Source organism: Agromyces sp. Root81, assembly GCF_001429165.1.
In the GTDB taxonomy this organism is placed as follows: domain Bacteria; phylum Actinomycetota; class Actinomycetes; order Actinomycetales; family Microbacteriaceae; genus Agromyces.
Genome location: NZ_LMIR01000002.1, coordinates 1957271 through 1978781 on the forward strand (window position 1 = coordinate 1957271; position 21511 = coordinate 1978781).

19 protein-coding genes are annotated in these 21511 nt (G+C 71.3%); 14 read left to right on the plus strand and 5 right to left on the minus strand.

Features of this window, described 5'->3' with window-relative positions; all coding sequences use genetic code 11:
• The first annotated feature begins 92 nt into the window (after nt 1-92).
• Together ASE14_RS14310 and cls are read left to right on the plus strand one after the other, a co-directional pair.
• Nucleotides 93-1046, plus strand: a complete 954-nt coding sequence (locus ASE14_RS14310; RefSeq protein WP_056655749.1) for a phosphodiesterase — start codon at nt 93-95, stop codon at nt 1044-1046.
• A gap of 78 nt (nt 1047-1124) precedes the next feature.
• A complete protein-coding gene (gene cls / locus ASE14_RS14315; protein WP_056655753.1) occupies nt 1125-2597 on the plus strand; it encodes a cardiolipin synthase in 1473 nt (490 codons plus the stop codon).
• A 15-nt stretch (nt 2598-2612) separates the two neighbouring features.
• Here the strand turns inward: cls and ASE14_RS14320 are convergent, their stop codons facing one another.
• Entirely contained in the window at nt 2613-4235 is a 1623-nt protein-coding gene (locus ASE14_RS14320) for a stealth family protein (protein WP_082600737.1), read from the minus strand.
• A gap of 219 nt (nt 4236-4454) precedes the next feature.
• Here ASE14_RS14320 and ASE14_RS14325 point away from each other — a divergent pair, with 219 nt between their 5' ends.
• The 7 genes from ASE14_RS14325 (at nt 4455) to ASE14_RS14355 (ending at nt 11603) form a co-directional block, all read left to right on the plus strand.
• Nucleotides 4455-5075, plus strand: a complete 621-nt coding sequence (locus ASE14_RS14325; protein ID WP_056655756.1) for a DJ-1/PfpI family protein — start codon at nt 4455-4457, stop codon at nt 5073-5075.
• Nucleotides 5072-5539: a MarR family winged helix-turn-helix transcriptional regulator gene (locus ASE14_RS14330; RefSeq protein WP_056655759.1), complete on the plus strand. Its 468-nt coding sequence runs from the start codon at nt 5072-5074 to the stop codon at nt 5537-5539. Before ASE14_RS14325 ends, ASE14_RS14330 begins: the two co-directional genes overlap by 4 nt.
• Nucleotides 5540-5672: 133 nt before the next feature.
• Nucleotides 5673-6758, plus strand: coding sequence for an acyl-CoA desaturase (locus ASE14_RS14335; protein WP_056655762.1), 1086 nt, complete (start codon nt 5673-5675; stop codon nt 6756-6758).
• Between the two features lie 300 nt (nt 6759-7058).
• Nucleotides 7059-8513, plus strand: a complete 1455-nt coding sequence (locus ASE14_RS14340; protein ID WP_082600739.1) for an NtaA/DmoA family FMN-dependent monooxygenase — start codon at nt 7059-7061, stop codon at nt 8511-8513.
• Nucleotides 8514-8630: 117 nt separating this feature from the next.
• Nucleotides 8631-10028 (plus strand): aminotransferase class V-fold PLP-dependent enzyme, encoded by a 1398-nt coding sequence (locus tag ASE14_RS14345; RefSeq protein ID WP_200953332.1) that lies wholly within the window; start codon nt 8631-8633, stop codon nt 10026-10028.
• 90 nt (nt 10029-10118) lie between these two features.
• Nucleotides 10119-11042 carry a bile acid:sodium symporter family protein gene (locus ASE14_RS14350; RefSeq protein ID WP_056655765.1) on the plus strand — a complete coding sequence of 308 codons (924 nt, stop codon included), beginning with the start codon at nt 10119-10121 and terminating at the stop codon, nt 11040-11042.
• Nucleotides 11043-11105: 63 nt separating this feature from the next.
• Nucleotides 11106-11603 (plus strand): FBP domain-containing protein, encoded by a 498-nt coding sequence (locus ASE14_RS14355; RefSeq protein ID WP_056655768.1) that lies wholly within the window; start codon nt 11106-11108, stop codon nt 11601-11603.
• Between the two features lie 18 nt (nt 11604-11621).
• On the opposite strand, the gene ASE14_RS14360 is transcribed toward ASE14_RS14355, so the two are convergent.
• From ASE14_RS14360 to ASE14_RS14370, 3 genes are all read right to left on the minus strand, one after another.
• Nucleotides 11622-12389, minus strand: coding sequence for an SGNH/GDSL hydrolase family protein (locus ASE14_RS14360; RefSeq protein WP_056655771.1), 768 nt, complete (start codon nt 12387-12389; stop codon nt 11622-11624).
• 49 nt (nt 12390-12438) lie between these two features.
• Complete coding sequence (locus tag ASE14_RS14365) at nt 12439-12639, minus strand: DUF1918 domain-containing protein (protein ID WP_056655774.1); 201 nt, start codon at nt 12637-12639, stop codon at nt 12439-12441.
• 92 nt (nt 12640-12731) lie between these two features.
• Entirely contained in the window at nt 12732-13202 is a 471-nt protein-coding gene (locus ASE14_RS14370) for an SgcJ/EcaC family oxidoreductase (RefSeq protein ID WP_200953333.1), read from the minus strand.
• A gap of 76 nt (nt 13203-13278) precedes the next feature.
• On the opposite strand from ASE14_RS14370, the gene ASE14_RS14375 reads away from it, so the two are divergent.
• Together ASE14_RS14375 and ASE14_RS14380 are read left to right on the plus strand one after the other, a co-directional pair.
• Nucleotides 13279-13884 (plus strand): PadR family transcriptional regulator, encoded by a 606-nt coding sequence (locus ASE14_RS14375; RefSeq protein WP_056655777.1) that lies wholly within the window; start codon nt 13279-13281, stop codon nt 13882-13884.
• 133 nt (nt 13885-14017) lie between these two features.
• On the plus strand, nt 14018-15406 hold the full coding sequence (locus tag ASE14_RS14380) for a GH1 family beta-glucosidase (protein ID WP_056655780.1): 1389 nt from the start codon (nt 14018-14020) through the stop codon (nt 15404-15406).
• 92 nt (nt 15407-15498) lie between these two features.
• Here the strand turns inward: ASE14_RS14380 and ASE14_RS14385 are convergent, their stop codons facing one another.
• Nucleotides 15499-17043 carry a PucR family transcriptional regulator gene (locus ASE14_RS14385; RefSeq protein ID WP_056655783.1) on the minus strand — a complete coding sequence of 515 codons (1545 nt, stop codon included), beginning with the start codon at nt 17041-17043 and terminating at the stop codon, nt 15499-15501.
• 200 nt (nt 17044-17243) lie between these two features.
• Here ASE14_RS14385 and gabT point away from each other — a divergent pair, with 200 nt between their 5' ends.
• From gabT to ASE14_RS14400, 3 genes are all read left to right on the plus strand, one after another.
• A complete protein-coding gene (gene gabT, locus ASE14_RS14390; protein ID WP_056655785.1) occupies nt 17244-18602 on the plus strand; it encodes a 4-aminobutyrate--2-oxoglutarate transaminase in 1359 nt (452 codons plus the stop codon).
• Entirely contained in the window at nt 18599-19930 is a 1332-nt protein-coding gene (locus ASE14_RS14395; protein ID WP_082600741.1) for a Glu/Leu/Phe/Val dehydrogenase, read from the plus strand. The genes gabT and ASE14_RS14395 overlap by 4 nt, the downstream gene beginning before the upstream one ends.
• A 61-nt stretch (nt 19931-19991) precedes the next feature.
• Nucleotides 19992-21461 carry an NAD-dependent succinate-semialdehyde dehydrogenase gene (locus tag ASE14_RS14400; RefSeq protein ID WP_056655787.1) on the plus strand — a complete coding sequence of 490 codons (1470 nt, stop codon included), beginning with the start codon at nt 19992-19994 and terminating at the stop codon, nt 21459-21461.
• Nucleotides 21462-21511: the final 50 nt, after the last annotated feature.

Genomic DNA, 21511 nt, shown 5'->3' on the forward strand with positions numbered 1-21511 from the left:
GCGTTCATGCGCCGTTCAGGCGGGCATGGTCGGCTAGTGTCCATGCCAGACGCCCGAGGTTGCGCGTCGACCACCGATCGATGGGATGAATCGTGACGACCCGTACGGCCGAGTATCCCCGGCCGGACCACTTCCTCCTCCACATCAGCGACACCCACGTGCTCGCGGGCGGCGGCATGCTCTACGACCGCGTCGCGAGCGAGCGGCACCTGCAGACCCTCTTCGAGGAGTTCGAGGCATCCGGTGGTCGCCCCGAGGCGATCGTCTTCACCGGCGACCTCGCCGACAAGGGCGAGCCCGACGCGTACGACCGCATCCGGCGGATCGTCGATCCCGTCGCCGAGCGCCTCGGCGCCCAGGTGATCTGGGTCATGGGCAATCACGACGACCGGGCGGCGTTCCGTCGCGGCCTGCTCGGCGAGGCGGCGGGCGGCTCGCGCGGGGCACGACCCGTCGACCGGGTCGACGACGTCGACGGGCTGCGCGTCATCACCCTCGACTCCACCGTGCCCGGCCACCACCACGGCGAGATCGCACCCGCGCAGCTCGATTGGCTCGCCGAGGAGCTCTCGATGCCGGCGCCGCACGGCACGATCCTCGCCATGCACCACCCGCCGGTGCCGAGCGTGCTCGATCTCGCGGTCGCCGTCGAGCTCCGCGATCAGGGCGGCCTCGCCGAGGTGGTCGAGGGCAGCGACATCCGCTCGATCATCGCCGGCCACCTGCACTACTCCTCGACCGCGACCTTCGCCGGCGTGCCCGTCTCGGTGGCCTCGGCCAGTTGCTACACGCAGGACCTCAACGTGCCGGTCGGCGGCACCCGCGGTCGCGACGGCGCCCGCGCCTTCAACCTCGTGCACGTCTACCCGACGACGGTGCTGCACTCGGTCGTGCCGCTCGGTGCGTACGCCGCGCTCGACTGGATCGACGCCGACGAGAGTGCACGCCGCCTCGCGGCCTCGGGCATCGGCATCGCGGATGCCGCGAGCCCGCCGGTGCCGAACGACCCGCCGTGCACCATGCCGGTCCCGGTGCTCGCGGGCTGACATACTCAGACCACTTCTCCCGACCGCAGCGACCACGCACGAGCGCGAGGCGAGCAGACGACCCTGGGGAGGTGGCGTATGAGCACGGAGCTCGCCGCGATCATCGGAGGCCTGCTGATCGTGGCAGACCTCGCCATCCGCATCGCCGCGCTCATCATCGTGCCGCGGGGGCGCAAGCCCACCGCGGCCATGGCGTGGCTCCTCGCGATCTTCCTTATCCCGTTCATCGGCATCCTCTTCTTCCTGCTCATCGGCAGCGTGAAGCTGCCGAAGAAGCGGCGCGAGAAGCAGCGGGAGATCAACGCCATGATCGCCGCGAAGACCGACGGCGTCGACCTCGCCCCCGACCGCGCGACGTGGCCCGAGTGGTTCGCCTCGCTCACCGAGCAGAACCGCACACTCGGCGCGCTCCCCGCCGTCGACGGCAACACCGCCGAGCTCATCGGCGACTACCAGGCCTCGATCGACGCCATGGCGGCGGAGATCGACACCGCTGCGCGGTTCGTGCACGTCGAGTTCTACATCGTCTCGTTCGACGACACCACGAGGGGATTCTTCGCGGCCATGGAGCGGGCGGTGCAGCGCGGGGTCGTCGTGCGCGTGCTGCTCGACGCGGTGGCCACGAACCGCACGGCCGATCACGACGCGACGTACGCCGAACTCGACCGCATCGGAGCGAAGTGGAGCTCGATGCTGCCGGTGCGCCCGCTCAAGGGCCAGTACCAGCGGCCCGACCTCCGCAACCACCGCAAGCTCGTCGTCGTCGACGGCCTCGTCGGGTACATGGGCTCGCAGAACCTCATCGCGCGCAGCTACAACTCGCCGAAGAACATCAAGCGGGGGCTCATGTGGCAGGAGCTCGTGACCCGCGTCACGGGCCCCGTCGTGACCGCGATCAACACCGTGTTCATGTCGGACTGGTACCTCGAGACCGACGAGATCCTCGGCGATGAGGAGAACGTGCCCGCCGCGGCCGTGCCCGCCGACACCTCGCCCGACTCGCTCGTCTGCCAGGTCGTGCCGAGCGGCCCCGGCTACGACGCCGAGAACGGCCTGCGCCTCTTCCTCACGCTGATCAACTCGGCGCAGCGGCAGGCCATCATCACGAGCCCGTACTTCGTGCCCGACGAGGCGATGCTCTACGCGATCACCTCGGCCTGTTACCGCGGACTCGACGTGCAGCTCTTCGTCTCCGAGATCGGCGACCAGGGCTCGGTCTGGCACGCGCAGCGCTCGTACTACCGCGACCTGCTGCAGGCCGGCGTGAAGATCTGGATGTACCCCGGCCCGTACATCCTGCACTCCAAGCACCTCTCGATCGACGACGACGTCGCCGTCATCGGGTCGAGCAACATGGACATCCGCTCGTTCAGCCTGAACGCCGAGGTGTCGCTGCTCGTGCGCGGCGCCTCGTTCGTGCAGCAGATGTGCGCGGTCGAGCAGGGCTACCGCGACGCCGGGCGCCAGCTCACCCTCGAGGAGTGGGACCGCGAGCCGGCGTCGGCGACGTTCCTCGACGGGGTGTCACGACTCACCTCGGCGCTGCAGTAGCCGAGGCGAACCGCCTCAGGCCGTGTCGCCGGGGGTCGCGGATGCCGCGGCGATCGCCTGCTCCGAGGCATCCGTCGCCGCCTTCTCCCACGGGGCCGGGAACGGGAAGTAGCGCTCGAGGAAGTCGATGACGGCGGCCGTGCGCTCCTCGACCGAGATCTCGGGGAAGCTGCCGTCGTTCAGGCAGAACATGTCGTGGTCGCGGTGCTTCAGGAGCTGCTTCATCGCCGGCAGCGCCTGACGCAGGGTGGTCTCGACGTACTTGACTCGCGCGTCGGTCTGCTCGACGGCGTGCCCGGCGAGGAGCGCGTAGTAGTGGTACAGCGAGTTCGTCACCGAGATGTCGGTCGCGGAGCGGAACCGGCTCGCCGCCGTGCGCCGGAACTCCTCGGGGAAGGCGGCTTCGAGCTCGGCCATGACGCTCTTGCGGAGCGGGGCCGCGCAGTGTTCGAGGTGCCGGGTGGTGACCTTGCCGAAGCGCTCGCGGAGGAGGGCCCGGTTGACCCGTGCGGCGTTCTCGAACCCGCTGCGGCCCGGGTGGGTCGAGCCGAGTCCGATGCGGGTCGCGGCCTCGACGAACTTCGTGATGCCGCCGGGGGAGAAGAACAGCGACGGGCGGAGCGGCCGGCCGAAGAACATGTCGTCGTTCGAGTAGAGGAAGTGCTCGGCGAGGCCCTCGATGTGGTGCAGCTGGCTCTCGACGGCGTGCGAGTTGTGCGTCGGCAGCACGGACGGGTCGGCGAACATCTCCTCACTGCGCACGATCGTGACCTTCGGGTGCTTGGCGAGCCAGGCGGGCGCCGGCGAGTCGGTCGCGATGAAGATGCGGCGCACCCAGGGGGCGAAGAGGTGCACGGAGCGCAGCGCGTACTTCAGTTCGTCGATCTGCCGGTAGCGGGCCTCGGAGTCGTCGCCCTCGCCGACGACGACGTTCTCCATGCGCTTGGCCCGCTCGCGGATGAACTCGTCGCTCGAGCCGTCGACCCACGAGAACACCATGTCGATCTCGAAGTCGACGTCGCTCGCGAGCGGCTCCCACATGTGCTCGAGGGTCGGCCAGTCGCGGCCGTGCAGGTGCACGACGTCGTCGGTCGTCTCAGAGCGCTGGAGCGTGCGGCGCATCAGCACGTTCTCGGCCGGCGCCTCGATGGTCTCGTCGCCGAAGCGCCAGAACTCGATCTGCACGCCCGTCTCGCTGCCGTAGCGCAGGCGCCCGATCGGCTCGACGCGCGGCCGGTAGACCCGCAGCACGGTGGGCTTGCGCCCGGCGGAGAGCCGGCCGTCGGCGAGCAGCACCGGGTGGGTCTCCGCGGCGTGATTCGGGGCGAGGGTCGTCGCGTAGAACGGCTCGTCGGCGAACGCCTCGGCGAAGGCCCGGGCGACCGCCTTGCGTTCGGCGCGGTCCACGGCGATGACGGGTCGATCGTCGTTGCCGCGCACGAGCAGGAACGGGATGCCCGCGGCGTCGAGCGCCGCGCCGAGCGCGAGCAGGTCCTCGACCATCGACGCCTGCGGCGTCATATGGCCGTTCCGCAGGGCGTACTGTCCCTTGCGCAGCACGAGATCGTCGCGATCGAAACGGAGCGCACGGCCGGCGGATGCCACGAGCACGAGTTCGGACGCATCGCTGAGCCGCATCGGCGGGGCGGGCGTCGCTTCCCTCCTCGCGAACGCGTGTCCATCGTGCTGCTGCCGGTCAGGGGTTCGATCGCGGTCGGGTCTCGTCACGAAGCGGTGGCCTCCAGGGGGTGGGTGGGGCGCGAGTTGCGCAGTGCTCTGATTGTACGCAGCGCACGGCCGGCGGCGTCCGCCTCTATTCCATTGACAGCATGCTGTCAATCATGGAAGAATGACAGCATGCTGACAAACACCGAATCGAACGAGAAGCTCGTCGTGCTCTACGCCACGGACACCATGGCCGACTGGGAGTACGGCTACCTCACGGCCGGGCTGGGCATGGCCGGTGGCGCGATCCGCCTCGTCACCGCAGGCGAGACCGCTGCCGAGGTCGACACGATGGGCGGGCTCCACGTGCGTCCGGATGCCGCGCTCGCCGACCTCGATCCCGACGACATCGCCATGCTCGTGCTCCCGGGCGCCGACACCTGGGCCGAGGGGCACGAGCAGGTGCTCGCACTCGCCTCCCGTCTCGCCGCGTCCGGCACCCCGATCGCAGCGATCTGCGGCGGCACCCTCGGACTCGCCCGAGTCGGCCTGCTCGACGAGCGACGGCACACCAGCAACGCCCCCGACTTCCTCGGCATGGCCGACGGATACGTCGGGGCCGCGCACTACTCCGACGAGCGTGCGGTCGTCGACGACGGAGTGATCACGGCGGGCGCCACGGCTCCGCTCGAGTTCGCCAAGGCGGTCTTCGAGGCGCTCGGCGCCCTGCCGCAGCCGGTGATCGACGCCTGGTACGGCCTCTACACCACCGGCGAACGCCGGTACTTCGATGCGCTCGTGGGTGCCGAATGACCACCTGTCGCAGCGTGGCGGGCGATGCCCTCACCGAACTCGTGCTGCCGGTGTTCGAGCTGAACGGCGAGTTCCTCGAGGCCGCTCGCGACATCGCCGGACCTGAAGGCCTCACCCCGGCGCAGTGGCAGGTGCTCGGCGCGACTCTCGACGAGGGGCTCCCCGTGGCCGAGATCGCTCGACGGGTCGGCCTCGGGCTCGCCAGGCAGAGCGTGCAGCGCACCGCCGATCTCCTCGTCGAGCGCGGGTGGGCCGAGTACGACGAGAATCCGCGGCACCGTCGTGCGAAGCTGCTGCGGCCCACGGCGGACGGTCGGGCGGCCGTCGAACGACTTGGTGCGGCCCAGCGTGCGTGGGCCGACGCCGTGGGCGCAGCGGTGGGCGCGGCGGAGCTGCAGACCGCTCTCACGACGCTGCTGCGCATCGTCGACGCCTCGAGGCAGGTGCGCGGCGTCGCGGGCTGACGTCGTGGCGCCTGTGAGTTTCTTGAGGGTTTCTCATGTCGCCCTCGGTGCGGCGTAGCGTGAAGGGGTGCGGATGGCGTCAAGCCTCCGCACCGTTCCCCTACGACTCGGGAACGGCAGGAAGAAGGTCATCATGACCAGCCAGGCGGCCTCGCCCCGATCCCTCACGGCATCGGGCGGCCCGCCCGGGAACAGCGACTTCACCGATCTCGCACGGATCGTCAGGTCCGCCGGGCTCATGCGTCGCAGGTACGGCTACTACTGGACGAAGCTCATCGCGGTGCCCGTCTCGATCGGAGCCGCCGTCGTCGTGTTCGTCTGGATCGGCGACAGCTGGTGGCAGATGTTCCTTGCGGCGGGCTTCGCGTTCCTCTTCACGCAGACCGCCTTCCTCGGGCATGACGCCGCGCACCGCCAGATCTTCCGTTCGGGCAAGTGGAACGACTGGACGAGCCTCGTGCTCGGCGGATTCGTCGGCATGAGCTACGGCTGGTGGCAGCACAAGCACACCCGCCACCACGCCAACCCGAACCAGATCGGCGCCGACCCCGACATCGACCTGCCGGTGGTCGCATTCACGCCGGAGCAGGCCAGCCGCGACCGAGCGGCGTTCTCCCGGTGGGTCATCGCGCATCAAGGCGTGTTCTTCTTCCCGATCCTGCTGCTCGAGGGGCTGTCGCTGCACGCGTCGAGCGTGCACCGGGTGCTGTCCCGCGAGCACCTCGCCCACCGGCCGGTGGAGATCTCGTTCCTCACGGTGCGGATCGTCGGATACCTGGCGCTCGTCTTCCTCGTGCTCTCGCCCGAGAAGGCCGCGGTGTTCCTCGCGATCCAGCTCGGCCTGTTCGGGTTCTACATGGGCATGTCGTTCGCTCCCAACCACAAGGGCATGCCGCTCGTGCCCGCCGGGCTGAAGCTCGACTTCCTGCGTCGCCAAGCGCTCATGAGCCGGAACATCCGCGGCAGCCGCGTGCTCGACTTCGCCATGGGCGGGCTGAACTACCAGATCGAGCACCACCTCTTCCCGTCGATGCCCAGACCGCACCTGCGGCGAGCCGCTCCGCTCATCGCCGACTACCTGCGCCGGCACGACGTGCCGTACACCCAGACCACGTTGTGGCGCTCGTACGTGATCGTGTTCCGCTACATCAACCGGGTCGGACTCGGCGATCGAGACCCGTTCGAGTGCCCGCTCCTGGCGGCGCGGTCGAGCATCTGAGCCCTCGCGCGTGACCGTCCGGGGGTCGCGTCAGTCGCGCCAGACCGCGCGAAGCGCGTTTCCCGCGGCCGCGCTCACCCGCTGGCGCGAGGAGATCGGCGATTCCGAGGGTGGGTCGGGGGCCGATCATCCTCGGGAATGCGGATGTCCTCGGAATCGCACGAGTTCGGATCGCTCCTCGTGGCGCGGTCGAGCAGCTGAGCCCTCGCGCGTGACGCCGGATGACCTCGCGTTGACACGTGTGACGGCCGGCCTCGCGGCATCCGCTCGCCCTCCTTACCGTCGGGTCAGGAGGTCGACATGACACGACTCATCATCGGCGCGATGGTCAGGGCCATCGGGGCGTACCCATCGGGCTGGCGGTACCCGGGTGCGCACCGCGACCCGCGCGGCGACGCGGCCGTGCTGCGGCGGGCCGCCGAGGTGGCCGAGGCTGCGCGACTCGACTACTTGTTCTTCGGCGACTGGCTCGCGACGGGTCACGACCTCGAGTACCACGACCCGTACCTCGTCGCCCGGGTCGACCCGATCTCGGCGATCACCTACCTCGCGGGCGTCACCTCCCGCATCGGGCTCATCGCGACGGCGAACACGAGCTACTCCGACCCGTACACGCTGGCCAGGGCGACGGCGTCGGCCGACCTGCTCTCCGGCGGCCGGGCCGGGCTCAACCTCGTGACGGGCGCGGAGCCGCGTGCCGCCGGCAATCACGGCGTCGACTTCCACACCGCGAACGAGGCGCGATACGACCGCGCGGTCGAGTTCGAGATCGTGCTGCGGCGCCTCTGGGACTCCTTCGACGACGATGCGATCGTCGCGGATGCCGCGAGCGGCGTGTACCTCGACCCGCTGAAGCTGCACGCCACCGACTTCCACGGCGAGCACCTCAGCGTGACGGGTCCGCTCAACGTGCCGCGCCCCGTGCAGGGCCACCTGCCGATCGTGCACGCGGGCATCTCGCCCAGGTCGCGGCTCTTCGCCGCGCAGAGCGCCGACCTCGCGCTCGTCGCCGTCGGCGACCGCGCCCAGGCGATCGCGATCCGCGAGGAGCTGCGCTCGCTCGCCTTCGAGTCGGGCCGCGACGATCGCACCCTGAAGGTCATCGCCCCCGTGCTGCCGATCGTGGGGGAGACGCGCGAGCACGCCCAGTCGATCGCCGACGAGCTCAGCGAGCTCGTGCAGATCGCCGAGGACTGGCCGGACGGCCCGCCCGCCGCGTTCCCGTCGAACCGCTCCCTCGCGCAGCTCTCACTCCTCGTGGGGGTCGACCTCGCCGAGCTCTCACCCGACCGGGCGGTCACGCCCGCGCTCGTCGCGGAGTTCGGCGCCGCGGGGCAGGAGCTCGTCGAGATCGTCGCCGAGCGCACCGGGCGCAGCCCCTCGGGCGAGCGCCCGCCGACACTGCGCCACCTCGTCGTCGCGGCCTCCGTCACCGCCTCGATGATCGTCGGCACCGCCGACGACATCGCCACCGAGTTCGAGGCCTGGGGCGATGCCGGCGCCGTCGACGGCTTCAACGTGCTCTCCGCGGTGCAGCCGCAGCAGTTCGAGGCGTTCGCGTTCCAGGTCGTGCCCGAGCTGCAACGGCGCGGGCTGCTGCCGACCGAGTACGAGGGCGAGACGCTCCGCGACCATCTCGGCCTCGCCCGTCCGGACAGCGTGCACGCCGGCGCCGGCGAGCCGCCGGCCTCGGTCGTGCGCGGCGCCCCGTCGCGTGCCGGGGTCACGGCCGGCCCGAGGCATCCGTCTCGCTGACACCCGCGGCGTGTGTGTCGCAATGTGTCGTGGTGTGACCCCGTGCGGCGAGGGGCGGTTGAGCGCCATTCACCCGATCCGTAGCCTCGTCGCCACACCCGCAATCGAGGAGCGCCCGTGACCGTCACCGAGCAGTACGCGACCCGCCAGGTCGTGCGTCGTGCGCCGGTGACGCAGGCCGCGACGACGGATGCCCCGGCGCGGCCTCGGCCCGCCGGCCCCGGCCCGCTCGCCGTGCTCGCCGACGCCGGCCTCGAGGTGCCCGTGCTCGGCGGCGGCCTCGTGCGGCACGTGAACCTCGATGTCGCCGCCTCGGCCCCGGCGCTCGAGGTCGTGGCGCAGCAGGTGACCCGCGTGCTGCCCTACTACGCGAGCGTGCACCGCGGATCGGGGTATCCGTCGCAGCTGTCGACCTCGCTCGTCGAAGACGCGCGGGCCGCGGTCGCCCGGCACGTCGGCGCCCGCGACGACGATCTCGTCGTCTTCACCCGCAACACGACCGACGCCCTGAACCTGCTCGCCGGCGCCGTGCCCGGCGACACCGTGGTGCTCGACCTCGAGCACCACGCGAACCTGCTGCCCTGGCGTTCGCGCCGCGTGGTCGAGGGGCGCGCGACGATCGCCGCCACGCTCGACGCGCTCGACGCCGAACTCGCCCGCCGGCCCGCCGCGCTGCTGTCGGTGACCGGCGCCTCGAACGTCACGGGCGAGGTGCTGCCGGTCGCCCGCCTCGCCGAGATCGCGCACTCGCACGGCGCGCGCATCGCCGTCGACGCCGCGCAGCTGCTGCCGCACCGCCGGGTCGACCTCGCCGCATCGGGCATCGACTACCTCGCCTTCTCGGGACACAAGGCGTACGCCCCGTTCGGCGCCGGAGCGCTCGTCGGCCGCGCCGACTGGCTCGACGCCGCACCCGCCCACCTCGCCGGCGGCGGCGCCGTCGAGGCGGTGCGCATCGACGGCGTCGACTGGAAGCACGGGGTCGAACGGCACGAGGCCGGCACTCCGAACGTCGTCGGCGTCGTCGCGCTCGCCCGCGCGCTCGCCGAGCTCGAGCGGCTCGGCGACCGTGCGCGGCACGAGCACGAACAGGCGCTCACCCTGCGCCTGCACGAGGGGCTCGCTGCGCAGCAGGGCGTGCGCGTGCTGAGCGGGTTCGGCGACGGGCTCGACGACCCGTCCGGTCGCGGGCTCGGCGACCGTCTCGGCATCGCCACGATCGAGCTCGAACGCGGCTCCGTCGGCCTGCTCGCCGCGGCACTCGGCGCGGAGCACGGCATCTCGGTGCGTGCCGGCCGGTTCTGCGCCCACCCCTTCTTCGAGCGCGCGGCGACGCGGTCGAACGGCCTCCGCGCGAGCCTCGGCGCCGGCAGCTCCGCCGACGACGTCGACCGGTTCCTCGACGCGCTCGCCGCGCTCATCGCCGACGGACCGGCGCACGCCTACGACCGTTCTCCCGACGGCTGGTGTCCGCGCGTCGACGACCGCCCCCGCCCCGACTTCGCCCTCGCCTGAGACCACTCCGCGGGGGCACTTGCGTGTCGCCGGGGCATCCGTCACCGAATCGATACGCGACGACGACCCGCCGTAGGCCACACTTGGCGCATGGGATCAGCGTTGACCACCATCGGACTGCCCGTCGCCCTCGGCATCATCATGTTCGGGCTCGGCCTCTCACTCACTCCGGGCGATTTCGCGCGGGTGGCGAAGCATCCGAAGGCGGTGATCATCGCCCTCGTCTGCCAGCTGCTCGTGCTGCCGGCGCTCTGCCTCGGCCTCGTGCTCGTCTTCCAGCTGCCGCCGGTGCTCGCGGTCGGCATGATGCTGCTCGCCGCATCGCCGGGCGGTACGACGGCGAACCTCTACAGCCACCTGTTCCGCGGCGACGTCGCCCTGAACATCTCGCTCACGGCCATCAACTCGGTGCTCGCCGTCTTCACCCTGCCGCTCATCACGAATCTCGCGATCGCCTACTTCCTGCCGGGCGACGACGGGCTCGGGCTCCAGCTCGCCAAGGTCGTCGAGGTGTTCGCCATCGTGCTGCTGCCGGTGGTGCTCGGCATGCTCGTGCGGTGGTGGCGCCCGGCCTTCGCCGACCGCATGGACAAGCCCGTGCGCATCGCCTCCGTCGTGATCCTCGTGATCGTCATCGCCGGTGCGATCGTCTCGAACCTCGAACTGCTGCTCGCGAACTTCGGCAGCCTCGCGGCCATCACCGTGCTCTTCTGCGTGCTGAGCCTGAGCGTCGGCTACCTCGTGCCGCGCCTGCTGCGCGTCGGCCCCGCCCAGTCGATCGCGAGCTCGTTCGAGATCGGCATCCACAACGCGACGCTCGCGATCGTGATCGCGCAGACCGTCGTCGGCAGCGTCGAGATGAGCCTGCCCGCGGCGGTCTACGGCGTGCTGATGTTCTTCGTGGCGCTCGGCTTCGGCTGCCTGATCCGGCGGCGCGGCGCACCCGAGCGAGCGGATGCCGCGGCGACCGCGATGCCGGCGTCGCAGGCCGGCGGGGGAGCGCCGGCGAGCTGAGTCGCTCTGCGTGCCCGCCGCCCGATTCGTAGACTGGGTTGGTCACGGCATGAGAGGGGACGCATGCAGGCGCTGGGCGAACACGACCTGCGCTCGCTGTTCGGCAATGCGAACGCCGCCGAGCTCGAGCAGCTCTCGCTCCCCGTGCGCTTCTTCGTCACCGAGTGGGCACCGCTCGACACCTTCGGCTGGCGCGACCCCCGTGTGCCCGCGCGCGGCTACCTCGTCACCGAGCTCGAGGGCATGCCCGTCGGCATCGTGCTGCGCGCCGCCGACCGCACTGGCTCGCGCCACCGGGCGGCCATCTGCAACCTCTGCCGCACGCATCAGCCCGGCGACCAGGTCGAGCTGTTCACGGCGCGACGCACCGGCGCTGCGGGGGAGCGCGGCGACAGCGTCGGCACCTACATCTGCGCCGACCTGGCCTGCCAGGAGACCGTGCGGCTCGGCCGGCCGCCGGCGCCCTCCGAGGTGCAGCCGAGCGTCCACGAGCTCGAGCGCATCGAGGGACTCGCCCGCCGCACGCGGGCGTTCGTCGCGGACGTGCTCGGGGTGGCCTGAGCGGGCGGGGTTCAGGCGTCAGGCCGCGGCAGCCGGAACCGGCTCGAGCGTCGGCCGCTTCGCCATGCGTCCGTCGCCCGACGAGCGACCGGTGAGTCGGCGGCCGATCCAGGGCAGTACGAACTCCCGGTAGTACGCGGCGGTATTGCGGCTCCGCGGACCAACGGGTGCCGCGGCGACCTCCTCGACGCCCCACTCGGCCGGCACGGCCACGCCGAGCGCCGTCAGCACGTTGCTCGCGACGCGCGCGTGGCCGAGGGCGTTCAGGTGCAGCTTGTCGGGCGACCAGTAGCGGATGTCGCGCAGCCCGTGATCGTTGAAGTTGTCGACGAAGGTGACGCCGGGCACGTCGGCGAGGTCGACGAGGGCGGCGGTCAGGCGTGCGCCGCGTGCGTCGAACACCTTGCCCATGGGAAGGTGGTCGGTCGGGTTCGCGCCGCTCAGCATGAGCACGTGGATGCCCTCGGCCTGGATGCGCTGGATCGCGTCGCGGAAGCGTGAGGCCGTGACCTGCTCGTCCATGCGGGGGCGCAGCATGTCGTTGCCGCCGCCGTTGAAGCTCAGGAGTTCGGGACGCAACGCGATGGCGGGGTCGAGCTGCTCGTCGATGATCGGACCGAGCTTGCGGCCGCGGATCGCGAGGTTCGCATACCCGACGGGTTCGCGCGCCGCTGCGGCGAGACCGAGCGCCACGAAGTCGGCCCACCCGCGCACGGAGCCGTCGGGCAGTTCGTCGCCGACGCCCTCGGTGAAGCTGTCGCCGATCGCCGCGTAGGAGTGGAACATTCCTCCACGCTATCGCGGGCCACCCGCAGTGGAGCAGGAAGCCGGCGGTTCAGCTCGCGGGCTGCTCGTGCTCCTGCTCGAGCTCGCAGTCGGCGCCAGGGTACAGCAGGGTCTCGTGGCCGTCGTCGAACCGGACGAGCCAGGGCGGGCCGCCGTCTTCGCCGCGGATCTCGAGGATCACGCCGTGGCGGTTCGCCTGGCCGACCTGCTTGCCGTGGATGATGAGGTGTCCTCCGACGGTTGCGTGCATCGCGTCCTCCTCCGAGTGCCTCCAGCGTACGCCGGGCGCCCCCAGCGCGAAAGGTGGTGCGGCCGTTCAGCCGGCTCGTTCAGCCGGGTCGTTCACTGGGGGTTCGGGTCTGCCATGCGCTCGACTGCCCGGCGATTCACAGCCATGAAGAGACGGTTCTTCTTCGTGTTCTGGAACGCCGTGCATCGCCAGGTCGCGCCGTCGCGCACCATGACGAAGGTCTGCACCTTGTCGTGGCCGATGCGCGCACCCTTGCCGATGCCGCCATCGGTGAGCACGACGGCGACGTCCGGTGCCACGAAGCGCAGATCGAGCACCTGCACGGACATGCGGCTGCCCCGTTGCCACTTCCCGAAGACGGGCACGTGCGCGCGGCGGATGGCATCGCGCCCGAGGTCGTGCAGCCCCGCGAAGATCACATAGCTCGCATCGTCGGTGAACTCCGCGGCGTAGGCGGCGGCATCGCCTGCGTCCCAGGCGGCACGAATGCGGTCGAGTGCTTCGAGGACGCTCGTGCGGTCGGCATCGGTCGAAGTCGGGGTCGAGGTCATGTGCTCGTTCATCTTTCCATCGTGACATGCGTTTTGCAGTAATGCAACTTGCACTAATGAAGATTGCCGCGCTGGTTAGGCTTGGGCCGTGACGACTCGAGACCACATCCAGCGGGCAGATCGAGATCTGCCCGCGCTCACCGTGCTGGCGCTGCTCAGCCTTGGGCCACGGCACACCTACGACATGCATCGATTCATGGTCGCCACTCGAAAGGACTTCGTCGTCGGTCTGCCTCGAAGCCTCTATCACGCGGTCGACAAGCTCGAGAAGTCCGCGCTCATCGCCGAGGCGGGCACCGAGCAGGCACCGGGTCGGCCCGAGCGAATGCTCTACCGGATCACCGACGCTGGGCGGGCCGAACTGCGGCGGCGGATCTCGCTGCTGCTCGCGACGCCCGAGCCCGACGCCACGCTCGCCTATGCCGCGCTCTCGTTCATCGGCGCGCTCGGCCCGGACGAGACCCTGGCCGCGCTGCGCGCGCGCGTCGCCGCGATCGAGTTGAAGCTCGCCCGGCTCGCAGGCGATCTCGGCGAAGCGGTCGGGGTGCCTCGCATCCTGCTCCTCGAGGCGGAGTTCGAACAGGCCCGGCTGGTGGCCGAGCGCGAATGGATGCAGAGACTCGTCGGCGACCTCGAGTCCGGCGCCCTGCCGTGGCCCGACCTCGCGGAGGTGCCGCCGCCGCCCGGCTGGTGAATCCGGCCCGGCTCTTCCCGATCGCGCTCGCGGCGGCTAGGGTGGCCGAGTGGGTCAGATGTCCCACTTCGAGCCGAGCGGATGCCGCGGCATCCGCTCATCGCCACCTGCCGACGAACAGCGAGGTTCCCCCATGGCCGATGCCCTCACTCACGACCGCACGGGCGACGCCCTGACGTTCCCGCAGGGATTCCGCTGGGGCGCGGCCACCGCGGCCTTCCAGATCGAGGGATCGACGAGCGAGGGCGGCCGCGGCGAATCGATCTGGGACGTCTTCACCCGAACCCCCGGTCGTGTGATCGATGGCTCGAACGCCGAACTCGCGGCCGACAGCTACCGGCGCTACCGCGACGATGTCGCACTGCTCGCCGGGCTCGGCGCCGACGACTACCGATTCTCGATCTCCTGGCCGCGCGTGCAGCCCGGCGGAACGGGCCCGGCGAACGAGGCGGGGCTCGCCTACTACGACCGCCTCGTCGACGAACTGCTCGCCGCAGGCATCGCCCCGGTTCCGACGCTCTACCACTGGGACCTCCCGCAGGAGCTCGAGGCGGCCGGGGGCTGGCTGAACCGCGACACGGCGTACCGGCTCGCCGATTACGCGGGGTTCGTGATCGACCGCCTCGGCGATCGCGTGCAGCGCTGGATCACCCTCAACGAACCCGCGATGACGACCCTGCAGGGCTACGCGCTCGGCACCCAGGCCCCCGGCCACGCGCTCATGATGGGCTCGCTGCCGACCGCCCATCACCAGCTGCTGGCGCACGGGCTCGCCGTCGCCGCGATCCGCGAGCGGGGCGATGCCGAGGTCGGCATCACGAACAACCACACCCTGATGGTGCCGGCATCGGATGCCCCGGCCGACCGGTTCGCCGCCGGCGCCTTCGACCTCATCTACAACCGCATCTTCGCCGACCCCGTGCTCACGGGCGCCTACCCCGACCTCTCGGGCTTCGGCCTCGAGGCGATGCCGGGCCTCGAGCCGGGCGATCTCGAGTTGATCGGCGCGCCGATCGACTTCTACGGCATCAACTTCTACAACCCGACGCGGGTGGCGGCGCCGGCGGAGGGCTCGGAGTTCGCCGCCGCGGGCCTGCCGTTCGAGCCCGTCGAGTTCGAGGACGTGCCGACCACGGGCTTCGACTGGCCGATCATGCCCGAGACGTTCACCGAGCTGCTCGTCTCGTTCGCGCGCGACTACGGCGACCGCCTGCCGCCCGTCGTGATCACCGAGAACGGTGCGTCGTTCCCCGACGAGGTCCTGGGCGGCCCGGTGACCGGCGCGGTGCACGACGAGCGGCGCATCGGCTACGTCGACGAGCACATCGCGGCGGTGCGACGCGCGATCGACCAGGGGGTCGACGTTCGCGGCTACTACCTGTGGTCGCTCACCGACAACTTCGAGTGGGCCGAGGGGTACACGCAGCGCTTCGGGCTCGTGCACGTCGACTTCGAGACCGGCGAGCGCACCCCGAAGGACTCCTACGCCTGGTACCGCGACCGCATCGCGAGCTCGCGGTGATCGGCGCACCGTAACCTCGGAGATCCGCGCAGACCAGGACCCGATCGCCTGAATCGATCCGAGATCGTGGCGATCTCCGAAGCCGTGGCGCTTTAGTGGACGGCGAGCAGGGCCGCCCAGAGGTCGGCGCGGGCGTGGAAGCCCGAGAGGTCGCGGCCGAGCAGCCGCTCCGCGAGGGCGATGCGGCTGCGCACCGTGTGCCGGTGCACCCCGAGCGCCTGCGCGGTGGCGTCGAACTGGCCGCCGTGCTCGAGCCAGGTGCGGGTCGTCGTGAGCAGCGCGGTGCCGTTCGCGGCGTCGTGCTCGGTGAGCGGGGCGAGGGTCGCGAGGGCCACGGCGCGGGCGTCGGTGCGGGCGAGGAAGGCGAGCACCCCCTGACGGCTGATCTCGTCGAAGTGCACGACGCCCGAGCCCGACTCGCGGGCCCGCTCCACCGCGCGCAGCGCCTGCTCGTGCGCGAGCGCGATGCCGCCCGTGCCGACGGGATCCGAGAGCCCGACGGGCAGCTCGAACTCCGCGGCGATCTCGTCGGCGAGGCCGGCGTCGGCCTCCTCGAGCACGAGCACGAACTGCTCGTCGTCGCGGCCGAAGAAGAGCCGGCCGCCGCGCTCCTCGACGCGCAGTTCGAGCAGCTCGGTGAGCCGGTCGACGGCCGTGAGCGGGGCATCCGTCACGGCGATGCGCATGGGCGCCGACGGCAGCGGCCCCCACATCTCGGTCGCGACCCGCTCGGCGAGCGTCAGGTCCCCTGCGAGGATGCCGCGGAGCAGCCCCGACCGGAGGTGGCCGCGTGCCCGGTCGAGGTCGCGGTTCTGCTCGAGCGCGAGGCCGGCGAGCGCGATCACCGAGGTGACGACCTCGCGGCCGGCCTGGTCGAGTTCGGGGGAGTCGCCGATCGCGAGCACCCCGCGCAGCGCGCCGCCGCCGCCGAGCGTCTGCAGCGTCATCCGATGCGGTGATGCGGTCGACTCGCCGGCGACCAGGGTGCGGCTGGCGCGCTGGCCGCGGCGCAGCATCGAGCGCGCCTCGCCGACGACCTCGCCGAGGAGGGGCTGTCCGAGACCGTCGACCGGGGCTTCGCGGTCGAGCGAACCGGTCGCGTCGATGAGTCCGACCCAGGCGCCGAGGCGGTGGGAGAGCTCGGCGAGGGTGGCCGAGAGGCCGTCGGGGCGCAGCGCCGCGAGCGAGATCGCGCGCTGCGCGTTCAGCGCCCACGCCTGCCGGGCGTAGGCGTCTTCGGCGATGAGGTCGGCGACCGTACGGGCGATGGCGATGAACGGCACCCGGTAGGGCACCTCGAAGAGCGGGAGTCCCTGCGCCGTGCACGCCTCGACGAGCGACTCGGGCGTGCCCTCGCGGATCACCTCGGTGCCGAAGCCGAGGGCGGCGACGCCCGTCTGACGGAGCCGCTCGACGTACGCGGCGGCGAAGCCGGCCTCGGCGTCGTCGCCGAACTGCGTGCCGGTCGTCAGCAGCACGTGGCCCGCGTCGAGGAACGGGGTGGGGTCGGCGAGGTCGGAGCTGTGCGCCCACACGACCGGTGCCGCGAGTGCGCCGTCGGGCAGGCCGTGCGGAGCGGTGAGCAGGCCGAGTGCGAGCTCTGGGCGGTCGAGCAGGGTCTGCACGGTCGGCTGCACGGCGGGCTCCTTCGAGGCTCCTGGCGAGCGGTGGTGTGGTGCCGGAGCGGCAGGTGCGAACCGTCGCCCGCGACGAACCCAAGTGTACGTGACGTCCAACGAGGTGGCCCCGGGTGTACAGCAGGGCGCTGAGGCATCCGCTCGGCCCGACCTAGCATTGGCGGCATCCGCCACCGTCGTCACCTCGTATCGGAGCACTCATGACTCTCGTCGACACCCCGGCCACCATGACCGGAGGACCCTCGCTCGCCCAGGAGCGCCGTCTCGTCACCGCCATCCCCGGCCCCCGCTCGCAGGAGCTCATCGCCCGCAAGGCGGCCGCCGTCGCCTCGGGCGTCGGCCACACCCTGCCGATCTCGGTCGTCTCAGCGGGCGGAGGCGTCATCGTCGACGCCGACGGCAACTCGCTCATCGACCTCGGCTCCGGCATCGCCGTCACGGGCGTCGGCAACTCGGCACCCCGCGTCGTCGAAGCCGTCACCGCGCAGCTGAACTCCTTCACCCACACGTGCTTCACCGTCTCGCCGTACGAGGGCTACGTCGCCGTCGCCGAGAAGCTCAACGAGCTCACCCCCGGCGACCACGTCAAGCGCACGGCCCTCTTCAACTCGGGCGCCGAGGCCGTCGAGAACGCGGTCAAGATCGCCCGCCACTACACGAAGAAGCAGGCCGTCGTCGCATTCGACCACGCCTACCACGGCCGCACGAACCTCACCATGGGGCTCACCGCGAAGAACATCCCGTACAAGAGCGGCTTCGGACCGTTCGCCTCCGAGGTGTATCGCGCGCCGCTCAGCTACCCCTTCCGCGACGGCGGCCTCTCGGGCGCCGAGGCGGCGGCTCGCGCGATCTCCGTCATCGAGAAGCAGGTCGGCGCCGAGAACCTCGCCGCGATCATCATCGAGCCCATCCAGGGCGAGGGCGGCTTCATCGTCCCGGCGCAGGGCTTCCTCCCCGCGCTCGTCGAGTGGGCGGCCGCGAACGACGTCGTCTTCATCGCCGACGAGGTGCAGACCGGCTTCGCCCGCACCGGCGCCTGGTTCGCGAGCGAGCACGAGGGCATCGTGCCCGACCTCGTCGTCGCGGCCAAGGGCATCGCCGGCGGCCTGCCCCTCTCTGCGGTCACCGGTCGCGCCGAGATCATGGACTCCGCGATGGCCGGCGGCCTCGGCGGCACCTACGGCGGCAACCCGCTCGCCTGCGCCGCGGCACTCGCCACCATCGAGACCTACGAGGAAGACGGCCTCATCGAGCGCGCCCGGGAGATCGGCGCCGTGCTCATCGGCCGCCTGAACGCGCTGCGCACCGCGGACCCCCGCATCGGCGACGTCCGTGGACGCGGCGCCATGGTCGCGATCGAACTCGTCGACCCCGCCACCGGCGCTCCCGACGCCGCGCTCACGAACGCGGTCGCCAAGTACGCCCACGCCAACGGCGTCGTCGTGCTCACGTGCGGCACCTACGGCAACGTCATCCGCTTCCTGCCCCCGCTCACCATCTCCGACGAACTGCTCATCGACGGCCTCTCGGTCGTCGCGGAAGGACTGAAGAACGCATGACCGACCTGCTCGCGGCGACGACGACGTCGACCGCAACGGATGCCCCGGCGAGCCCGCTGATCGCAGCGGGCTCCGCCGCCCAGCACATCGCGACCCCCCTCACCGACGCGCGCTCGCAGCTCGCCGAGGCGATCGGCCTCCTCGGCTACACCGACGGCCTGCACCAGATGCTCGCGACGCCGCGTCGCGAGCTCACCGTGTCGGTGCCGCTGCGCATGGACTCGGGTGAGAGCCGGCTCTACATCGGCCACCGCGTGCAGCACAACTTCTCGCGAGGCCCGGCCAAGGGCGGCCTGCGCTATGCGCCGAACGTGAACCTCGACGAGGTCCGCGCGCTCGCGATGTGGATGACCTGGAAGTGCGCCCTGCTCGACGTGCCGTACGGCGGCGCGAAGGGCGGAATCGCGATCGACCCCCGCGAGCACTCCAAGGCCGAGCTCGAGCGCGTGACCCGCCGCTACACGAGCGAGATCCTGCCGATCATCGGCCCGGAGCGCGACATCCCCGCGCCCGACGTCGGCACCGACGAGCAGACGATGGCCTGGATCATGGACACCTACTCCGTGACCAGCGGCTACACGGTGCCCGGCATCGTGACCGGCAAGCCCATCGCGCTCGGCGGTTCGCAGGGGCGGGCGAGCGCGACCTCACGTGGGGTGACCCACATCGCGCTCGCCGCGCTCCGCCACCGCGGCTTCGACCCGTCGCGGGCGACCGCAGCGGTGCAGGGCTTCGGCAAGGTCGGTGCGGATGCCGCGCGGTTCCTCTCCGAGGCCGGCGTGCGCGTCGCCGGGGTGAGCGACCAGTACGGCGCCGTGTACAACGCGGCGGGCCTCGACATCGAGGCGCTCACCGAGCACGTGCGGGCGACCGGCTCGGTCGTCGGCTTCGCCGGCGCGGAGGCGATCGACGGCGCGCAGCTCTTGGCGCTCGACGTCGACCTGCTCGTGCCGGCCGCCGTCGAGGGAGTGCTGCACGAGGGCAACGCTGCGGCGGTGCGGGCCACCGTCATCGTCGAGGGCGCCAACGGCCCGACGACCCCCGGAGCCGACAGCATCCTGCGCGAGAACGGCGTGCTCGTCGTGCCCGACATCCTCGCGAACGCGGGCGGCGTCATCGTCTCGTACTTCGAGTGGGTGCAGGCGAACCAGGCCTACTGGTGGCGCGCCGACGAGGTGGAGTCCAGACTGGAGGAGCGGATGCTCAGCGCCTGGCACCACGTGCTCGGCTACTCCGAGGCGCGGGGGTTCTCGCTTCGCACCGCCGCGACGGCGCTCGCGGTCGAACGCGTCGCCGAAGCGCACAAGCTGCGCGGCCTCTACCCCTGATCGGGACGCCGGCAGCGCTCACGACACCGTCACCCAGAACGACCGAACGGAAATCACACGCATGACGACTGCAACACAGGAAGCGACCGTGCTCGACCAGATCAATGGCGGGCTCTTCATCGGCGGCGAGTGGGTCGACGCCGAGGGCGGCAAGACCCTCGCCGTGATCGACCCCGCGACCGGTGCGACGATCAAGGAGATCGCCGATGCATCCGTCGCCGATGGCATCAAGGCACTCGACGCCGCGGTCGCCGCGCAGGACGCGTGGGCCGCGACGGCCCCGCGCCAGCGCGGCGAACTGCTGCGCCGGGCGTTCGACCTGCTGCAGGAGCGCAAGGAGGAGTTCGCGCTCCTCATGACGATGGAGATGGGCAAGCCGCTCGCCGAGGCGCGCGGCGAGGTCGCCTACGGCGGCGAGTTCCTGCGCTGGTTCAGCGAAGAGGCCGTGCGCATCTCGGGCCGCTACGGGCTGAACCCCGAGGGCACCGGCAACATGATCGTCTCGCAGCGCCCCGTCGGCCCGTCGTTCTTCATCACGCCGTGGAACTTCCCGCTCGCGATGGCGACCCGCAAGATCGCCCCCGCGCTCGCCGCGGGTTGCACGGTCGTCATCAAGCCCCCGGCCCTGACGCCGCTGACGACCCTCGCGTTCGTGCAGCTGCTCGAGGAGGCGGGCCTCCCGGCCGGCGTCGTCAACGTCATCGCGACGTCGACCTCGTCGAAGGTCTCCGGCCCGATCATCGCCGACCCGCGCCTGCGCAAGCTGAGCTTCACGGGTTCGACCGAGGTCGGCCGCAGCCTGATGAAGGAAGCCGCGCAGGGCATCCTCCGCACCTCGATGGAGCTCGGCGGCAACGCGCCCTTCGTCATCTTCGAGGACGCCGACCTCGACAAGGCGGTCGACGGCGCGATGCTCGCCAAGTTCCGCAACATCGGACAGGCCTGCACCGCGGCCAACCGCTTCATCGTGCACGAGTCGGTCGCCGCCGAGTTCGGCAAGCGCGTCGCCGAGCGCGTGCAGGCCATGCGCGTCGGACGCGGCACCGAGGACGGCATCGCCATCGGCCCGCTGATCGACGCGAAGGCGGTCGCCTCGACCGACGAGCTCGTGGGCGACGCCGTCGCCAAGGGTGCAACGGTGCTCACCGGCGGCACCGTGATCGAGGGCGAGGGCACGTTCTACGCCCCGACCGTGCTCGGCTCCGTGCCGGCCGACGCCCGTCTCCTCCGCGAGGAGATCTTCGGCCCGGTGCTCGGCATCACGACGTTCTCGACGGAGGACGAGGCCGTCCGCCTCGCCAACAACACCGAGTACGGCCTCGTCTCCTACGTCTTCACGCAGGACCTGGCACGCGGCCACCGCATGATCGACCGCCTCGCCACGGGAATGATGGGCCTGAACACGGGCCTCGTCTCCAACGCGGCGGCGCCGTTCGGCGGCATCAAGCAGTCGGGCATCGGCCGCGAGGGCGGGCTCGAGGGCATCCACGAGTACCTCGACACGAAGTACACGCTCATCCCGGTGAGCTGAACCACCCGAGCGGATGCCGCGGCCCCACGCCGCGGCATCCGCTCGACCAG